This is a genomic window from Nocardia sp. NBC_01388 (assembly GCF_045040085.1).
GTDB lineage: Bacteria > Actinomycetota > Actinomycetes > Mycobacteriales > Mycobacteriaceae > Nocardia.
Genome location: NZ_CP109553.1, coordinates 5,301,652 through 5,317,315, shown reverse-complemented (window position 1 = coordinate 5,317,315; position 15,664 = coordinate 5,301,652). Strand labels below are relative to the sequence as shown.

Annotated in this window: 14 protein-coding genes; 12 read left to right on the top strand and 2 right to left on the bottom strand. The window is 66.4% G+C overall.

Annotation, left to right across the window (positions count from 1 at the left end; translation table 11 throughout):
* Positions 1-44: 44 nt before the first annotated feature.
* Complete coding sequence (locus tag OG716_RS26085; protein ID WP_355124808.1) at positions 45-998, bottom strand: acyl-ACP desaturase; 954 nt, start codon at positions 996-998, stop codon at positions 45-47.
* A 187-nt stretch (positions 999-1,185) separates the two neighbouring features.
* On the opposite strand from OG716_RS26085, the gene OG716_RS26080 reads away from it, so the two are divergent.
* The 7 genes from OG716_RS26080 (at position 1,186) to OG716_RS26050 (ending at position 8,391) form a co-directional block, all read left to right on the top strand.
* Positions 1,186-1,731, top strand: a complete 546-nt coding sequence (locus OG716_RS26080) for a PH domain-containing protein (RefSeq protein WP_405133342.1) — start codon at positions 1,186-1,188, stop codon at positions 1,729-1,731.
* 9 nt (positions 1,732-1,740) lie between these two features.
* Positions 1,741-2,418, top strand: a complete 678-nt coding sequence (locus OG716_RS26075) for a response regulator transcription factor (RefSeq protein ID WP_297614539.1) — start codon at positions 1,741-1,743, stop codon at positions 2,416-2,418.
* Positions 2,419-2,496: 78 nt separating this feature from the next.
* On the top strand, positions 2,497-3,825 hold the full coding sequence (locus OG716_RS26070) for a sensor histidine kinase (protein ID WP_405133341.1): 1,329 nt from the start codon (positions 2,497-2,499) through the stop codon (positions 3,823-3,825).
* Positions 3,826-3,926: 101 nt separating this feature from the next.
* A complete protein-coding gene (locus OG716_RS26065; RefSeq protein WP_405133340.1) occupies positions 3,927-4,319 on the top strand; it encodes a hypothetical protein in 393 nt (130 codons plus the stop codon).
* Positions 4,320-4,513: 194 nt separating this feature from the next.
* On the top strand, positions 4,514-5,215 hold the full coding sequence (locus OG716_RS26060; RefSeq protein WP_405139918.1) for a response regulator transcription factor: 702 nt from the start codon (positions 4,514-4,516) through the stop codon (positions 5,213-5,215).
* A gap of 55 nt (positions 5,216-5,270) precedes the next feature.
* On the top strand, positions 5,271-6,803 hold the full coding sequence (locus tag OG716_RS26055) for an ATP-binding protein (protein WP_405133339.1): 1,533 nt from the start codon (positions 5,271-5,273) through the stop codon (positions 6,801-6,803).
* Between the two features lie 79 nt (positions 6,804-6,882).
* Positions 6,883-8,391, top strand: a complete 1,509-nt coding sequence (locus OG716_RS26050; RefSeq protein ID WP_405133338.1) for a DUF222 domain-containing protein — start codon at positions 6,883-6,885, stop codon at positions 8,389-8,391.
* A 559-nt stretch (positions 8,392-8,950) separates the two neighbouring features.
* On the opposite strand, the gene OG716_RS26045 is transcribed toward OG716_RS26050, so the two are convergent.
* Positions 8,951-9,493, bottom strand: coding sequence for a GtrA family protein (locus OG716_RS26045; RefSeq protein WP_327143934.1), 543 nt, complete (start codon positions 9,491-9,493; stop codon positions 8,951-8,953).
* 81 nt (positions 9,494-9,574) lie between these two features.
* Here OG716_RS26045 and OG716_RS26040 point away from each other — a divergent pair, with 81 nt between their 5' ends.
* From OG716_RS26040 to OG716_RS26020, 5 genes are all read left to right on the top strand, one after another.
* On the top strand, positions 9,575-10,780 hold the full coding sequence (locus OG716_RS26040; protein ID WP_405133337.1) for a 5-(carboxyamino)imidazole ribonucleotide synthase: 1,206 nt from the start codon (positions 9,575-9,577) through the stop codon (positions 10,778-10,780).
* Positions 10,773-11,276: a 5-(carboxyamino)imidazole ribonucleotide mutase gene (purE, locus tag OG716_RS26035; RefSeq protein ID WP_327143935.1), complete on the top strand. Its 504-nt coding sequence runs from the start codon at positions 10,773-10,775 to the stop codon at positions 11,274-11,276. Before OG716_RS26040 ends, purE begins: the two co-directional genes overlap by 8 nt.
* 280 nt (positions 11,277-11,556) lie before the next feature.
* Entirely contained in the window at positions 11,557-12,246 is a 690-nt protein-coding gene (locus OG716_RS26030) for a TetR family transcriptional regulator (protein ID WP_405133336.1), read from the top strand.
* A gap of 174 nt (positions 12,247-12,420) precedes the next feature.
* Entirely contained in the window at positions 12,421-13,578 is a 1,158-nt protein-coding gene (locus tag OG716_RS26025) for an acyl-CoA dehydrogenase (protein ID WP_355131099.1), read from the top strand.
* A 259-nt stretch (positions 13,579-13,837) separates the two neighbouring features.
* The gene (locus tag OG716_RS26020) at positions 13,838-15,559 is read left to right on the top strand and encodes a cutinase family protein (RefSeq protein ID WP_405133335.1); all 1,722 of its coding nucleotides are present in this window, start codon (positions 13,838-13,840) and stop codon (positions 15,557-15,559) included.
* Positions 15,560-15,664 lie beyond the last annotated feature (105 nt).

Genomic DNA, 15,664 nt, shown 5'->3' with positions numbered 1-15,664 from the left:
CGAGCGGCGCGCCGGAATGATGTGCGGGACTCTTCGAATCGGTCTCAGACGCTCAGCAACTCCGCGCGTGCGGCCTCGCGGGCGAGTAGCCGGTCGCGCTGCTCCTCGAACTTCAGCACATCGCCTTCGAGCTTCTCGACATAGGCGGCGAGGATGTCGCGATTCGCTTCGCCCTGTGCGGTGAAGTCGTTGCGCTCGAAGATGTTCCAGTTCTTGAGCACCGGCTTGATCACCTCTTCGAGGTGCTGGCGCAGATCGTAGATGCCGTGCTTGGCCATCATGGCGCCGTTGCGCCGGAAGTTCGGCATGCCGTAGCCGGGCATGACGAAGTTGGTGAGCACCTTGGTGATCGCCGCCATGGCCTGATCGGGGACCAGGTCCAGCCCCGCGCCGCAGAGGGTGCGGTAGAAGATCATGTGCAGGTTCTCGTCGGTGGCGATGCGCTGCAGCATGCGGTCGGCCAGCGGGTCGTCGCAGACCCGGCCGGTATTGCGGTGCGAGACGCGGGTGGCGAGCTCCTGGAAGGTCACGTACGCCACGTTCTCCAGGAAGCCGCCCCAATCGTCGGGGGACTGCGCGCCATTGGTCATGTGGATCATGCGCGCCTCTTCGAGCGCGACCGGATCGACGCCGCGGGTCACCACGAGGTAATCCCGAATGACGATGCCGTGCCGGTTCTCCTCGGCGGTCCAGCGGCCGACCCAGGTGCCCCAGGCGCCGTCCTGGGAGAAGTTCTCGGCGATCTCCCGGTGGTAGGACGGAAGATTGTCCTCGGTGAGCAGATTGGTCACCATGGCGATCTTGGCGACCTCGGTCAGCGTGGACTGGGACGGATCCCAGTCCTCACCGCCCATGGCGGCGAAATTGCGGCCCTGGTCCCACGGCACGTAGTCGTGCGGGTTCCAGTCCTTCGCAATGGCCAGGTGGCGGTTCAGATTCTGTTCGGCCACGGGTTCGAGTTCTCGCAAGATCTGATATTGGGTCAACTCTCGGGTCACACACGCCTCCTGTGTCATGCGCCGGGGATCGAGAAGATACGGCGGGGCCGGAATGGTGTTGCGCGGGACAGCTCGACGAAAGGCAGATCTGTGGTCGCCGATGCTACGCGGATGCCGCGCACGATTGTGCGCCAGAGAGCTGCTCGGCGTGAGGCATTCTGACATCTCCGCGCGGTACGGTGCTCATATGGGTTACCCGGAGGAGGCTCTTGCGCCGGAGGAGCAGCTGGTGCTGCATCGCCATCCGCATTGGAAGATGTTGTTCTGGCCCGCTGTAACTTTCATCCTTATCACCGCATTGGCCGGGTTCGGTGCGGGCGTCGCCTCGCGCAATGCCGAGGGCACACTGCGGTCGAGTCTGCTGATCGCCATTCTCGTGGTGTGGCTGGCGATCGTGTTGTGGCGCAGCGTCACCCCGCTGCTGCGATGGAAGTCGACGCATTTCATCATTACCGACCGGCGGGTTCTGATTCGGCAGGGCGTACTCACGCACACCGGTATCGACATTCCGATGAATCGCATCTCGAATGTGCAGTTCCGGCATCGGTTGTTCGATCGAATGCTGGGGACGGGCACGCTGATCATCGGGTCGGCGTCCGAGGATCCGCTGGAGTACGACGACATTCCGCATGTGCAGCAGGTGCACGCGCTGCTCTATCACCAGGTCTTCGATGTGGTGCAAAACGAGCAGCGCGGTGGTGGCTATCACGGTTCGCCGCCCGCCTACCCGTAGGCTTGCCCCGTGACCGCTGTTCTTCTGGCCGAAGACGACGAGGCCATTGCCGCGCCGCTCTCGCGTGCGCTGGGGCGTGAAGGCTATTCGGTGACCGTCGAGAGTTACGGTCCCGCCGTACTGGAGCGAGCCCTGGAGGGCGGCCATGACCTGCTGATTCTCGATCTCGGCCTACCCGGTATGGACGGTCTCGAGGTGTGCCGTCAGGTGCGGGCGCGCGGGGCCGATCTGGCCGTGCTGATGCTCACCGCGCGCACCGACGAGGTGGATTTCGTGGTGGGCCTGGACGCCGGCGCCGACGACTATGTCGGCAAGCCGTTCCGCCTCGCCGAGCTGCTGGCCCGGGTGCGAGCGCTGTTGCGGCGCAGCGGAATCGGCGACGAGACGGTGGAGGTCGGCGGTATCCGGCTGGAGCCTGCCGCGCGCCGGGTGCTGGTGAACGGCCTCGAGGTGAATCTGGCCAACAAGGAGTACGAGCTGCTCAAGGTGCTCATCGACCGTGCGGGTCAGGTGGTTTCGCGCGAGACCATACTGCGCGAGGTGTGGGGTGACGCCGATCTGCGCGGTTCGAAGACCCTGGATATGCATATGTCCTGGTTGCGCCGCAAGATCGGTGACGAGGGGCCGGTGGCGGAACGCCGGATCGTGACGGTGCGCGGCGTAGGCTTCCGCTTCAACACCGACTAGCGGCCTGTGCTCTCTGAGAACGACCCCGCGCCGTGGCGCGCCCGTATCGCAAGCCGAGCGAAGCGAGGCATATCTACGATGAGACGCCGGATCCTGCTGTCGATGGTGGCCGCGCTCACCCTCACCACGCTGATCCTCGGTGTGCCGCTGTCCTTCACGGCATGGCAGTGGGTCGAGGACATCACCCGCAACGAGTTGCGCAATCGGCTCGATCGGATCGCGGTGGAGGTGGTGGCGCAGGAGAAGGACGACGGTCTGGTGCACGGCGAACTCGACCTGCGCTCGGTGCGTCCGCTGATTCCGGAGGACGGGCAGCTGACCATCGTCTATCCGACGCCGCAGGACAATGCCTCCCGCGTCGATGTCGGCGCCACCGAGGTATCGGATCCGCTCGCCGAATCCCTCGCCATGGGCACCTCCGGTTCGCTGCGGCTGGAAACGCCTGCCGCGCCGATGCATTCGATGCAGCGGCAGGCGCTGGGCGCGGTGGCGGCGCTGGTGCTCATCTCGCTGGGCGCGGGTATCGCGGTCGCGGTGGTGACCGCGCGCCGGGTGGCCGATCCGCTGCGTGATGTGGCGGCGCGGGCGGCCCGGCTGGCCATGGGTGATTTCCGCGCCGATTCGCGCAGGCACGGGATCACCGAACTGGATCGCGTATCGGATGTACTGGATTCGGCGACAGTCGAAATCGCGGGCCGCCTGCAGCGTGAGCACGCACTGGTCGCGGATGTCTCGCATCAGCTGCGCAGCCGGCTGACCGCGGTGCGCCTGCGCCTGGACGAACTGTCCACGCACAGTGATCCGGCGGTGGTGCACGAGGCGGAAGAGGCCATGGCACAGGTGGATCGGCTCACCGGCGCCATCGACGAACTCGTGCGGGCTTCTCGCGACGAGGGTGCGGCCGATCGTGATCCGGTGCCGGTGGTGGCGGAACTGCGTGGCGTGGTGGCGGAATGGCGCCACCCCTTCGCCGAGGCGGGCCGCAAACTGGTGCTGCTGGGCGATCCGACCCTGCGCGCTCCCGTGACCGGCTCCCGATTGCGCGAGGCGCTCGCGGTGCTGGTCGACAATGCCCTCATGCACGGCGGCGGCACCTGCACGGTATCGGTGCGCACTGTCACCGGCGGCATCGCCGATCGCGAACCGCTCGTCTGCGTGGAGGTCGCCGACGAAGGTGACGGCGTCCGTGACGAACTCGCCCCCCACATCTTCGACCGCGGTTTCTCCGCCGCCGGATCCACCGGTGTGGGCCTGGCCCTGGCCCGCGCCCTCATCGAAGCCGACGGCGGCCGCATGGAACTCCAACGCCGCCGCCCAGCCCTGTTCGCCGTCTTCCTCGGCTCCACCGGCGGCTCCGCGGCCAGCGCCGCCCGCGCCGCCACCGGCCCCATCACCGAACCCCGCTGATCTCCGGGATAGTTTTTCTATCGGTTCTCTAACCATTCGTTGGCGAGAGCTGAGAAGTCGCTGCATACCTTCGGATTCGTCCCGACAACGAAGGAGAAACTATGCAGAAGTCCACAGTGCGGCGCGGAGGAGCGATTGCCGGTGGGTTCGCGGGAGTCGCTTTGATTGCCGCGTTGATAGTGCCCGCGGCGGCGAATGCGGCTGAGCCGGACGCGAATTCAGGTGTCGCGCAGGTGACTCAGCCGGGTGCGCCCATTCAGCTGGCGCCCGGGCAGGGTCAGTACCTGCCTGCTGATCCATCGCAGACCATTACCGTGACCACGGACCGGGACGGTCAGGTCACGGTGCTGCCGGGCCAGCTGCCGCCCGGCGCGGTCCTCGCCACCCCGATGCCCGGTGACCAGCCCCACGTGACCGTGGTTCCGCGCGACGGCATTCCGGCGCTGCCGACCGCGCCGGCGCTGACCGCACCGTCCACCGGCAGCGCGGGCTGAGTCATCTCACCGGGTCATCCCACCGGTCGGGCTGAGCTATCGCGCGGCGAGCTGAATCCCGGAGATCGCGAGCTGAGTTACCGGCAGCGCCGGATGTATCATCCGCGCGGGCGGGTTGGTCGGTCATGCGGGCGGAATCACCGGCCGCACGGGCCGATCGGTTCGCTGACAGTTCGCTCACGGGTCGCGTCCGTATCGTCGGTGCCGTGAACAGTCCGCTGATCCTGGTTGTGGATGATGATGCGCGTGTGCTGGCGTCGGTGGCGCGGGGGCTGCGACTGTCCGGGTTCGAGGTCGAGACCGCGACGGACGGAGCCACCGCGCTGCAGCGCATTACCGCGAGCGCGCCGCAGGCCATGGTGCTGGATCTGAATATGCCGCAATTGGACGGGGTGCAGGTGGTGACGGCCCTGCGCTCGTTCGGCAATGACATTCCGATCTGTGTGCTGAGCGCCCGCGCGGAGGTGACCGATCGGATCGGCGCGCTCGAGGCCGGAGCCGACGACTATCTGACCAAGCCTTTCGATCTGGGTGAGTTGGTGGCGCGTCTGCGGGCCATGCTGCGCCGGGCGCCCGCGCCCACCCACACCTCCGATCGAATTGTGGTGGGCCCGCTCACCATTCACCCCAGTGCCCGCCGCGCCTATGCCAACGACGTCCTGCTCGATCTCACCAAACGCGAATTCGACCTGCTGGCTGCGCTTTCCGCCGCGCCCGGCCAGGTCTTCAGCCGCCCCCAGCTCCTGGATCGGGTGTGGGGCTACGACTTCGAAACCCAGACGAAAGTGGTCGACGTGTTCGTCTCCTACCTGCGCCGCAAGATCGAGGCCACCGGCTGCCCCCGATTGGTCCACACCGTGCGCGGCGTCGGTTTCGTGCTGCGGACGGACGCATGAATCCCGGGTGCGCACGGCTTGCTCACCACGAGGAGTCCATATCGGGAGCACCGGAATGAGGCGGCAGCTGTCGTTGCGCACGCGCGTCGCGCTGGCGAGCGCGGCTACCGCGGCGGTTGTGGTGGCCGTGATGAGCATTGTGCTGTTCGCGGTCGCGAGCAGTGATGCGCGGTCACAGGTCGGCTCGGTGGTGGATGCCATTGCCATCAACCCGGCGCAGACCATTGTCACCACCGGAGGGCAGGATGGTCCTGGTGCCGGAACGGCAGCCTCGGCCTTGCCGACCGCGCCTGGACAGTGGCAGGAGAGCCGACAGCGTCCGTTGCGGTCCGCGCCGGGTCCGGTAACGACTGCGCCGGGTCCGGTAACGACTGCGCCGGGTCCGGTAACGACTGCGCCGGGTCCGGTAACGACTGCGCCGGGACCGGCAGCGTCGGCACCGAGCCCGGAGGTGACCGCGCCGGGACCGGTGGTACTCGCACCGGGTTCGGAGTACGCGCGCACGCTGCCTGTGGACGGGCAGACCGTGGTGCTGGCTGTACCCCGCACGGTGGCAACGGATTCGGCGGCCAAACAGCGCACCCGGATCATCGGCATCGGCCTGGCCGGGACCGCACTGGCTGCCCTGCTCGGCTGGTTCTTCGCCTCCCGCGCCGTAGCCCCGCTGCGCCGCCTGACCGCCGAGACGGCCGGGCTCGGCGACCGGCTCACGCTGGATTCGCCGCAGCATCCGGTCGCAAGCGAGACAACGGAATTGGCCGAAGCCATGAATGTCATGCTCGGCCGGATCTCCGCCGAACGCCGCCACACCAGCGAAGCCCTGGTCACCGCAAGGGATTTCGCCGCCACCGCCGCACACGAATTGCGCACACCGCTGACAGCCATGCGCACCGATCTGCAGGTGCTGCGGTCCATGCCGCTGTCGGAGGCCGAGCGCACGGAGATCCTGGACGAGGTGCTGGCCGGGCAGCAAGCGGTCGAGTCAGCGCTGTATGCCCTGGAGCGCCTGGCCGTAGGCGATCTGACCACCGAATCCGATTGGGAGGATGTCGATCTGGGCCAGCTCGTCGACCAGGTCGTGGAGGACGCCCGCCGCTCGAACCCCGGGGTGACCATCACCGCCGACGGCGTAGAGCCCATCCGCCTGCGCGGACTGGCCGCCGGCCTGCGCTCGGTGATCGAGAACGCCGTCACCAACGCCATTCGCCACGGCAACGCCACCCGAATCGAAATCGCCGCCCGCCCAAGCGATGACACCATCTACCTCACCATCGACGACAACGGCTCCGGCATCCCCGAACCCGACCGCACCCGAGTCTTCGACCGCTTCCACCGCGCCAGCCCCACCCCCGGCAGCGGCTTGGGCCTAGCCCTCGTCGCCCAACAGGCCCGCCTCCACGGCGGCACAGCCACAATCACCGACAGCCCGCTCGGCGGCGCGAGCCTCACTGTCACGCTGGCACTCCAGCCCCCGAATCCCAATACGCCGGGTGCCCGGGGAGCAGGGCGAGAAATGACAAAGACAAAAGATGCCCGGACGAGAAAAACGAAAACGAGAAACGACATAACGGGAAGCGGCGAAAGGTAAAAGTCAGATATTCTGAATAGCCTTATATCACAACGGAATTCGTCTTTCCGGGTCTGTTTTCCGGGAGTAGAATAGAGGCATGGAATCAGGGGGAGAATCCGCAATCGCGACCGGTGCAGCCGCACTGGCCGCTGCGGTCGAATCCCTCACTGCTCTGCCTTTGATTCCGTTGCCGGACACCGAGATCGTGGCGTTGATGCAGCAGATCGAGACCTGCACTCGCCGGTTGGCGTCGGTGCAACGGGATCTGATCGTGCAAGCCTGCGCGCGGTCGTTGCCCGCTCTCAACGGTTCGGGTAGTCCGGCTCTGTATTTGCAATCGGTGCTGCATATTTCGCACGGGGATGCGATCAACCGGTGGCGTGCCGCTGAGGATCTCGCGGTGTGGCACCGGGTCGGTGACGAGCCCGACCCGGCCCCGGTGCTGCCGAACGCCGCCCAAGCCCTCGACGAGGGGGCGATCTCCCTCGATCACGTGCGGGTGATCCGGCAGGTGATGAATCGGTTGCCGGGCAAGGTCGCGCCCGAGGCCCGCGCGTATGCCGAGAAGCAACTCGCCTTCCAGGCGCGTGCTCTGGATCCGACGCATCTGCCGAGGATCGGGGACATGATCCTGGGCTACCTCGACCCGGACGGCAAGCTCACCGAGGACGCGGACCGGCAGAACCAGCGCAGTGCGGTTCTGAGCCCGCAACGCTACGACCTCATGTCCACCCTCACCGTCGAACTCACCCCCGACGCCCGCTCGGCATTCGATGCGGTCATGGCCAAGCTGGCCCGTCCGGGGATGTGCAACCCGGCGGACAAGGAAAGCCCGTGGGCCGAGGATGAGGACCACCCGGTGCCCCGGGATGTGCTGGAGGCGTGCGCGGCCCGGGACGAGCGCAGCAAGGCCCAACGCCAGCATGATGCGTTGCTGGCGGTGTTGCACCCGGACTTCAACCCCGCCGAACTCGGCTCCCATCGTGGGCTGCCCGTCTCCACGATCATGACGATGAGCATCGAGGATGTCGAACGCGCTGCGGGGGTGGCCACCACCGCCACCGGTGGGCAGGTCCCGGTCGAGAACGCCCTCCGGTTGATGGCCCGCCACTGCAAGACGTTCGTGCTCGTGAAGGACAAGAACGGGATGCCGTTGCATATCGGGGAAATCCGGTTGGCGAATCCGGCGCAACGGTTGGCGTTGATCGCGACCGAGCGTGGGTGCACTCGCCCGGGGTGCTCGGCTCCGGCGAGTATGGCCGCAGCCCATCATGTGACCGAGTTCAGCAAGGGCGGCCCCACCGATATCGAGAACCTGACCTTGGCGTGTGATCACTGCCACGCCCTGGTCAAGGACGGGCCACGCGGCTGGAAAACGATCAAACTCGGTGCGGATTCGGACTTTCCGGGCCGGACGGCGTGGATCGCCCCGGCCCATGTGGACCCGACCCGGACGCCACGGGTCAATCACCTGCACCATCCCGAGGAGTTCTTGACCGAGCCTCCGCCGTCGATGGGCCCTCGCAACTACTGCAATCCGGTGCGCCCGCAACCGGTTCGGGACCGCTCGGTCCGCCGGACGTCAACGCCTCCGACGCGACAATAGGTTCCCCCGCCCCTGGTGTCACCGGCAGGTTGTTCCTGTCGGTGCTAGCGGTCGTTGCCGGACAGGGGTTTTCGGGTTCGTGTTCTTCGATCCCTATATTCCAGGCGTTCTTGGTATTTCGCTCTTTGTCTTTCGGCTCTTGTCTTTTCGTGTTGTGTCTGTGAAACCGGACCACAGCCGGTCGACCCCGCTGGTACCGCAGGTATCTCCTCGGCCCGGAAGGTCAACCGGGTACCCCACCCCGGCGTCACCAGCACGGCCATCTCGGGCCCTGCCCGCACCCGGAAACCCACCACCGCTCCTGGATGCAAGCAACCCAGGTGCACCGACGGCTTCTATACCGAAACCGCCGGTGCACCTGGGTTGCCTGCCTCCCGGACAGGGTTGGTCTGCAAGAGGGTGCGGGCAAAGCCCGAGATGGCCGTGCTGGGCACGTGGGGAGCGGTACCCGGTTGACCTTCCGCAGTTGGGACGAGTACCTGCGGTACCAGCCGGGTCGACCGGCTGTGGTCCCGTTCTCGAGAACAAGAACAAGAACAAGAACAAGAACGACCAGGGGCTAGCTGTGGCCGAGTTGTTCTTCGTTGATGAGGTCTTCGAACTCTTCGGTGAGTTCCTTCATTTCATCCGGGAAGACCCAGCGGCGCATGGCGTAGAAGCGGAATGCCATCTGCAGGAGGTTGCCGATGATGAAGGCGCTGAAGAAGTCTGCGACGTTCTCTACGGTGAAACTCACATTCGGCTGGCGCAGGTCGAAGACGTAGCTGGAGATATAGAGCGGGAGGCTGGCCAGTAGTACGCCGATACCGCTCACTGCGAAGAAGAGCAGTGCCTCGTGATGCTTCTCGCGGCCGCCGCGCTTGTCGAAGGTCCATTCGCGATTGAGGATGTAGGACACGATGACGGCGATGGTGCCGGAAAGGATGCGGGCGATCGTCGGCTTGGTGTCCAGTACGGTCCACTTCAGCAGGTAGAAAATGCCGATGTCGATTACGAAGGTCGTCGCACCGACAATGGCGAACTTGAGCAGTTCGGAATGCCGGTCTGCGAGGTCCCGCAACGGTGTGGGCAGGACGTTTATGACCTTGTCGACAAATGACACCAGACGAGTCTACGTCGCTCATCGATGCTGAGACCAACCCGCGGGGGGTGGGGGGTGGGTGCCATGACAACATTTACGAACGTGAGCGCACGTTCCTTCGATACCTCCGCGATGCCCACCGTCACCATGATCGGTGGTGGTCAGCTCGCGCGCATGACCCATCAGGCGGCCATTGCGCTGGGCCAGCGGTTGCGGGTGCTGGCCGAGCGGCCCGACGATCCGGCCGCGCAGGTGACGCCGGACGTGGTCTTCGGCAGTCATAACGATCTGGCGGCACTGCGCAAGGCGGCCGTCGGCTCGTATGCGCTGACCTTCGATCACGAGGGTGTGCCGACCGAGCACCTCGAGGCGCTCGTCGCGGAGGGCGTGAATGTGCAACCGCCGCCGAGCGCGCTCATCTTCGCTCAGGACAAGCTGATCATGCGCCGCAAGCTGGCCGAGCTGGGTGTGCCGAGTCCGGCGTTCGCCGAGGTCTCCTCGGTCGCCGATGCGGTGGCTTTCGCCGACGAGCACGGCTGGCCGTTCGTGCTGAAGGCCGTGCGCGGCGGGTATGACGGCCGCGGCGTGTGGATGCCCGCGGATGCCGCCGAGACCGAGCGCATTGTCACCGATCAGCTGGCGCACGGTGTTTCGCTGCTCGCGGAGACCAAGGTGGATTTGAAGCGCGAGCTGTCGGCCATGGTGGCCCGGTCCCCGTTCGGTCAGGCCGCCGCCTGGCCGGTGGTGGAGACCGTGCAGCGCAATGGTCAGTGCGCGGTGGTCATCGCCCCCGCCCCCGGCCTGTCCGAGCGCAAGGCGACCGAGGCCGAGGCCCTGGCGCTGCGCCTGGCGGCCGAACTCGGCGTCACCGGAGCCATGGCCGTCGAACTCTTCGAAACCCACTCCGGTGAGCTGCTGGTGAACGAATTGGCCATGCGCCCGCACAATTCCGGCCACTGGGGAATGGACGGCGCCTGCACCGGCCAGTTCGAGCAGCATCTGCGCGCGGTTCTGGACTATCCGCTCGGTTCGACCGCCGCACTGGCCCCGGTCACCGTGATGTCGAACATTCTCGGTGCGGCCGAGGCTCCCGAGATGTCCATGGACGAGCGCCTGCACCACCTGGCGGCCCGCCTCCCGGAGGCGAAGGTCCATCTGTACGGCAAGGGCGAGCGCCCCGATCGCAAGATCGGCCACATCAATATTCTCGGCGACGACCTCGACAGCACTCGCGAGAAGGCGGAGCGCGCGGCGTACTGGATGTCGCACGCGATTTGGACCGACGGATGGGATCCGCATCATGACTGACACCGCGCAGGTAGGCCTGATCATGGGCAGCGACTCCGACTGGCCCACCATGGTGGCAGCGGCAGAAGCCTTGGCCGAGTTCGGAATTCGCTTCGAGGTCGGTGTCGTCTCGGCGCACCGCACCCCCCAGCGCATGCTCGACTACGCCAAAGAGGCCGCGGGCCGCGGCATTCAGGTCATCATCGCCGGCGCGGGCGGCGCGGCCCACCTCCCCGGCATGGTCGCCTCCGCCACCCCGCTCCCGGTCATCGGCGTCCCTGTCCCGCTCAAGCACCTCGACGGCATGGACTCCCTGCTGTCCATCGTCCAGATGCCCGGCGGCGTCCCGGTGGCCACCGTCTCCATCGGCGGCGCCCGCAACGCGGGCCTGCTCGCCGTCCGCATCCTCGGCGCCACCGATCCCGAATTGCGTTCCCGCATGGCGCAATTCCAGGCCGACCTGGAGAAGATGGTCATCGAGAAGGACGCCGCCCTCCGCGCCCAGCTACTGGGTTAGCCCGCGAAGCCGGGCCGGCGCGCCCCGCGCCCGTACGGTGAGGCCGGCATGGCCTCGAGCTGTGCGGGCCTGACCGCGCTCCGGGTGTCACTGTTCTCGGCCGTATAGGTCATGGTCGAGAGCAGAGCGTTCGCGTCTTGATTCCAGGCTCCCGGCCGCAGGGCTTAGGGGTGGTCGCTCTTCTTGGAGTAGGGGCGTGCCGACATCCTGCGACCGGGGGCGACGGCGTGCCGGGTGGCGCTGGTGCCGGGCGGCGCGCCGGGCTCGCTACCGTTGACCGATGCCCACCGACCCGCCCGCCCGCGCCCGCATCGACGCGGATTCGACTGCCCGTCGTCTGACCGTGGTGGATCAGGCCCTGCGGTTGTTCGCCGAGAAGGGTTATGAGGCAACAACTGTCGATGAGATCGCCGAGGCGGCGGGGATTTCGCGGCGGACGTTCTTCCGGCAGTTCCGGTCCAAGGAGGATGTGGTCTTCGCCGATCACGAGTCGCAGTTGGCGCAGGCGCGGGCGTTTCTCGAGGCCGCGCAGGGTGATCCGTGGGACGCGGTGATCGAGGCCGTCATTGCGGTGTTCGAGCGGTTCACGCAGTGGCGGGAGCTGGCGGCGCGGCGGTACGGCGTGGTGCGGCAGGTGCCGACGCTGCGCGAGCGGGAGATCGTCACGGTGTTCCGCTACGAGCGGCTGTTCACCGACTATCTGCGCACCCGGCTGGGGGGCGAATCAGATCTGCTGCTGGTGCAATTCACGGCGGCGGTCACGGCAACCCACAACTATCTGCTGCGCCGCATGGTGCGCGGTGAGTCGCAGGCGAGTCCCGCGGATCTGCGCGCGGCACTGGCGACGATTCCGCACGGCGGTTCCGCACCCGGCCCGGCGACATCCGAGATGGTGGTGGCCGTTTTCCCGAGGGATATGCCGTCGCGGCAGGTCGCTGATCTTCTGGCGCGTCGTCTCGATACGCTGTGAGTTGTCCGCAGTGGCGTAAATGACACTGCGTGCCACACATTGGTAGGGCAGTACGCGCACGTGGTCGCGATATTGCGGCGTATACTCGGCTTTGATTGGCACTGAGTGCCGAGATGCTGGAGAGACTGGGCAACCAGCGGCGATCCGACCCCGAACGACCAGGAGACGAACCCCATGGCGGGCAACCCCGATTTCGATCTGTTCAAGCTCGAGGATTTCCATGATGAGCTGCGCGAGGCCATTCGCGGACTGTCCGAGAAGGAGATCGCCCCGTACGCGAAGGACGTCGACGGCAACTCCCGCTTCCCGCAGGAGGCGCTGACCGCCCTCAATGCCGCCGGCTTCAATGCCGTGCACGTGCCGGAGGCCTACGGCGGCCAGGGCGCCGACTCGGTCGCCACCTGCATCGTGATCGAAGAGGTCGCCCGCGTCTGCGGTTCCTCCTCGCTCATCCCCGCGGTCAACAAGCTCGGCACCATGGGCCTGATCCTGCAGGGCTCCGAGGAGCTCAAGCAGAAGGTGCTGGCGGATATCGTCGCCGGCGGTATGGCCTCCTACGCGCTGTCCGAGCGGGAAGCCGGTTCCGATGCCGCGAGCATGCGTACCCGGGCCCGCCAGGACGGCGACGACTGGATCATCAACGGCTCCAAGTGCTGGATCACCAATGGCGGCAAGTCCGATTGGTACACGGTCATGGCCGTGACCGACGCCGACAAGGGCGCCAACGGCATCTCCGCGTTCATGGTCCACAAGGACGATGAGGGCTTCGTGGTCGGCCCGCTGGAGCACAAGCTGGGCATCAAGGGTTCCCCGACCGCCGAGCTGTACTTCGAGAACTGCAAGGTTCCGGGCGACCGCATCATCGGCGAGCCGGGCACCGGTTTCAAGACCGCCCTGCAGACCCTGGACCACACCCGCCCGACCATCGGCGCGCAGGCCGTCGGCCTGGCGCAGGGCGCCCTGGACGCGGCCATCGCGTACACCAAGGACCGCAAGCAGTTCGGCAAGGCCATCGCCGACTTCCAGAACACCCAGTTCATGCTGGCCGATATGGCCATGAAGGTCGAAGCGGCCCGCCTGATGGTCTACACCTCCGCGGCCCGCGCCGAGCGTGGCGAGAAGAACCTCGGTTTCATCTCCGCCGCCGCCAAGTGCTTCGCCTCGGATGTGGCCATGGAGGTCACCACCAATGCCGTCCAGCTCTTCGGTGGCGCGGGCTACACCACCGACTTCCCGGTGGAGCGCATGATGCGCGACGCCAAGATCACCCAGATCTACGAGGGCACCAACCAGATCCAGCGCCTCGTCATGTCGCGGCAGATCCTGCGTTGATTCGCTCTGGTCACGGATCGGCGTAGCTGATCTCGTAAATCCCCGGAGGCGGTTCCGAGTTCATCTCGGGACCGCCTTCGGCGTGTTATGAATCGGTGCAGTTCAGGCGGGTTCGAGGGGGAGGGTTGCGGCTCGGTTGCGATAGCTCATTGTTCGCTTAAGTAACGCTCACGGATCCCACAGCGACATCCCCTGTGACACATGGCCCGTCGGGGGGCCTGTACTTCCGCTTGTTCTTGTTCGAATGGGGATATGGGCCATGGATTTTCGTGAATTCTTCGTGCGGCAACGCGCGTTCTTCGGTAAGCACAAGATCGCCTCGGCCGCGGCCGTGCCGGCTGTCCTGGGTATAGCGACTGTGGTCGCCGTCTCATTCGCATTGCCGTCCACCAACACTCGCAATGCCGATCCGCGGCTCACCTCATCGGTCACGGAATGCCATGACATGGTGACGATTTCGGTCGCGGGCCGCAACGATTCGCCCAATGAGGCGACCACCAAGATGCTGGTGGACGCGAACGGCAATGCTCTGCCCGCCGCACTGTCCGGCGACTACAGCAGCGAGTGGCTCGATCCGGTGGTCAACGCGCCCAATGCCGATCCCAACTCGAACAATGCCGCGGTCTACATCGCGTATCCGGCCAACCTGAACAACGAGGCGGATGCGGTCAACACCGGCGTCGCCAATACCGAACAGGTCATGCGGGAGATCTCGGCCGCGTGCCCGAACACCAAGTTCTCGATCGTCGGGTACAGCGAGGGATCCGTCGTGGTCCGTCAGGTCGCCCAGCAGGTCGGGCATCAGACCGCCGATCAGAACGGCAAGTACGGCATCGTCGATCCGAACAATGTGCTGGGCGTCGTCATTCTCGCCGATGCGGGCCGCTCGGCGGGCGAGGGCCCGTTCATCGGCGCGACGGACCCGAACCACCCGGACGGCTACGACGCGAACTTCGGCGGCAAGACCGCGGGCGGTCAGGGCGCACTGCCGGACACCGCCGGTGACTTCGGATCGCTGAACGGCAAGATCGCCTCCTTCTGCTCCGACGGCGACGACACTTGCTCTGCGCCACAGAACATTTCGCTGCTGCAGCTGGCCATCAACGTCGGCAGGCACATCAATGTGGATGATCTGCAGAACAACGGCCTGACCCCGGCGACCGGGCAGGATGTCGCGGTCAATCTCGCCGGAATCGCCCTCGCCGCATTCCAGGACATCGCGTCCACGCCGCACTGGCTGCAGAGCAACGAGACCTTCCTGCAGGTGCTGTTGAAGGTGTCGGCTCCGGGCTACAAGCCGGGCACCCAGACGGCGGCTCCGGTCGCGGCCGGCTCGATCGCGACCAATCAGATGTCGGACCTGGCGTACCTGCCGCAGAAGGTGTTCAACGAGATCGTCGGCCTGATCGTGACGAATACGAACACCATCCCGGTCATCCTGAGCGATCCGTACAACCAGACGCTCGGCCCGGACCGCACCGGCCACCACTTCGACTACTGGCACGACGCGGACCCGGCCAACGGTAAGCCGCTGACCTCCGCCGAATACGCGGCCGCCTGGCTCACCCATCTGGCGCAGCAGGCGCAGAACGGTCAGAAGGTCGATACCACCGCCAAGCCGGAACCGGCCGATCTCGCCGCCGCGTACAAGGCCGCGCAGCCGTCGACCACCACCACCGCACCGACCACCACGACCGATCCGTCGAAGTCCACGACCTCGAAGGTGAGCACAACGGTCACGACCACACCGAGCGGTGAGACGAAGGCCGTGGCGTCGACGTCCGTCGCGCCGACGACAACGGCGCCGACCACAACGGTCGCGCCGACCACCACCGCGCCGACCACCACCGCGCCGACCACCACGACCGATGCCATGGTTCCGGCGGCGGTGCAGCCGACCACCACGGCGCCGACCACCACCGCACCCACCACTACGACAACGGATTCCGCCGCGCCGACCACCACGCCACACGCGAACTGAGGCACCGCGGGACCCGGCGCGCGGTGCTCCCACGCCGAATCCTGTTCAGTAGCTAGCTAATTGCTCCGGCAGCCGTACGTCGCCCTTGGTGCGACGGTACGGTTC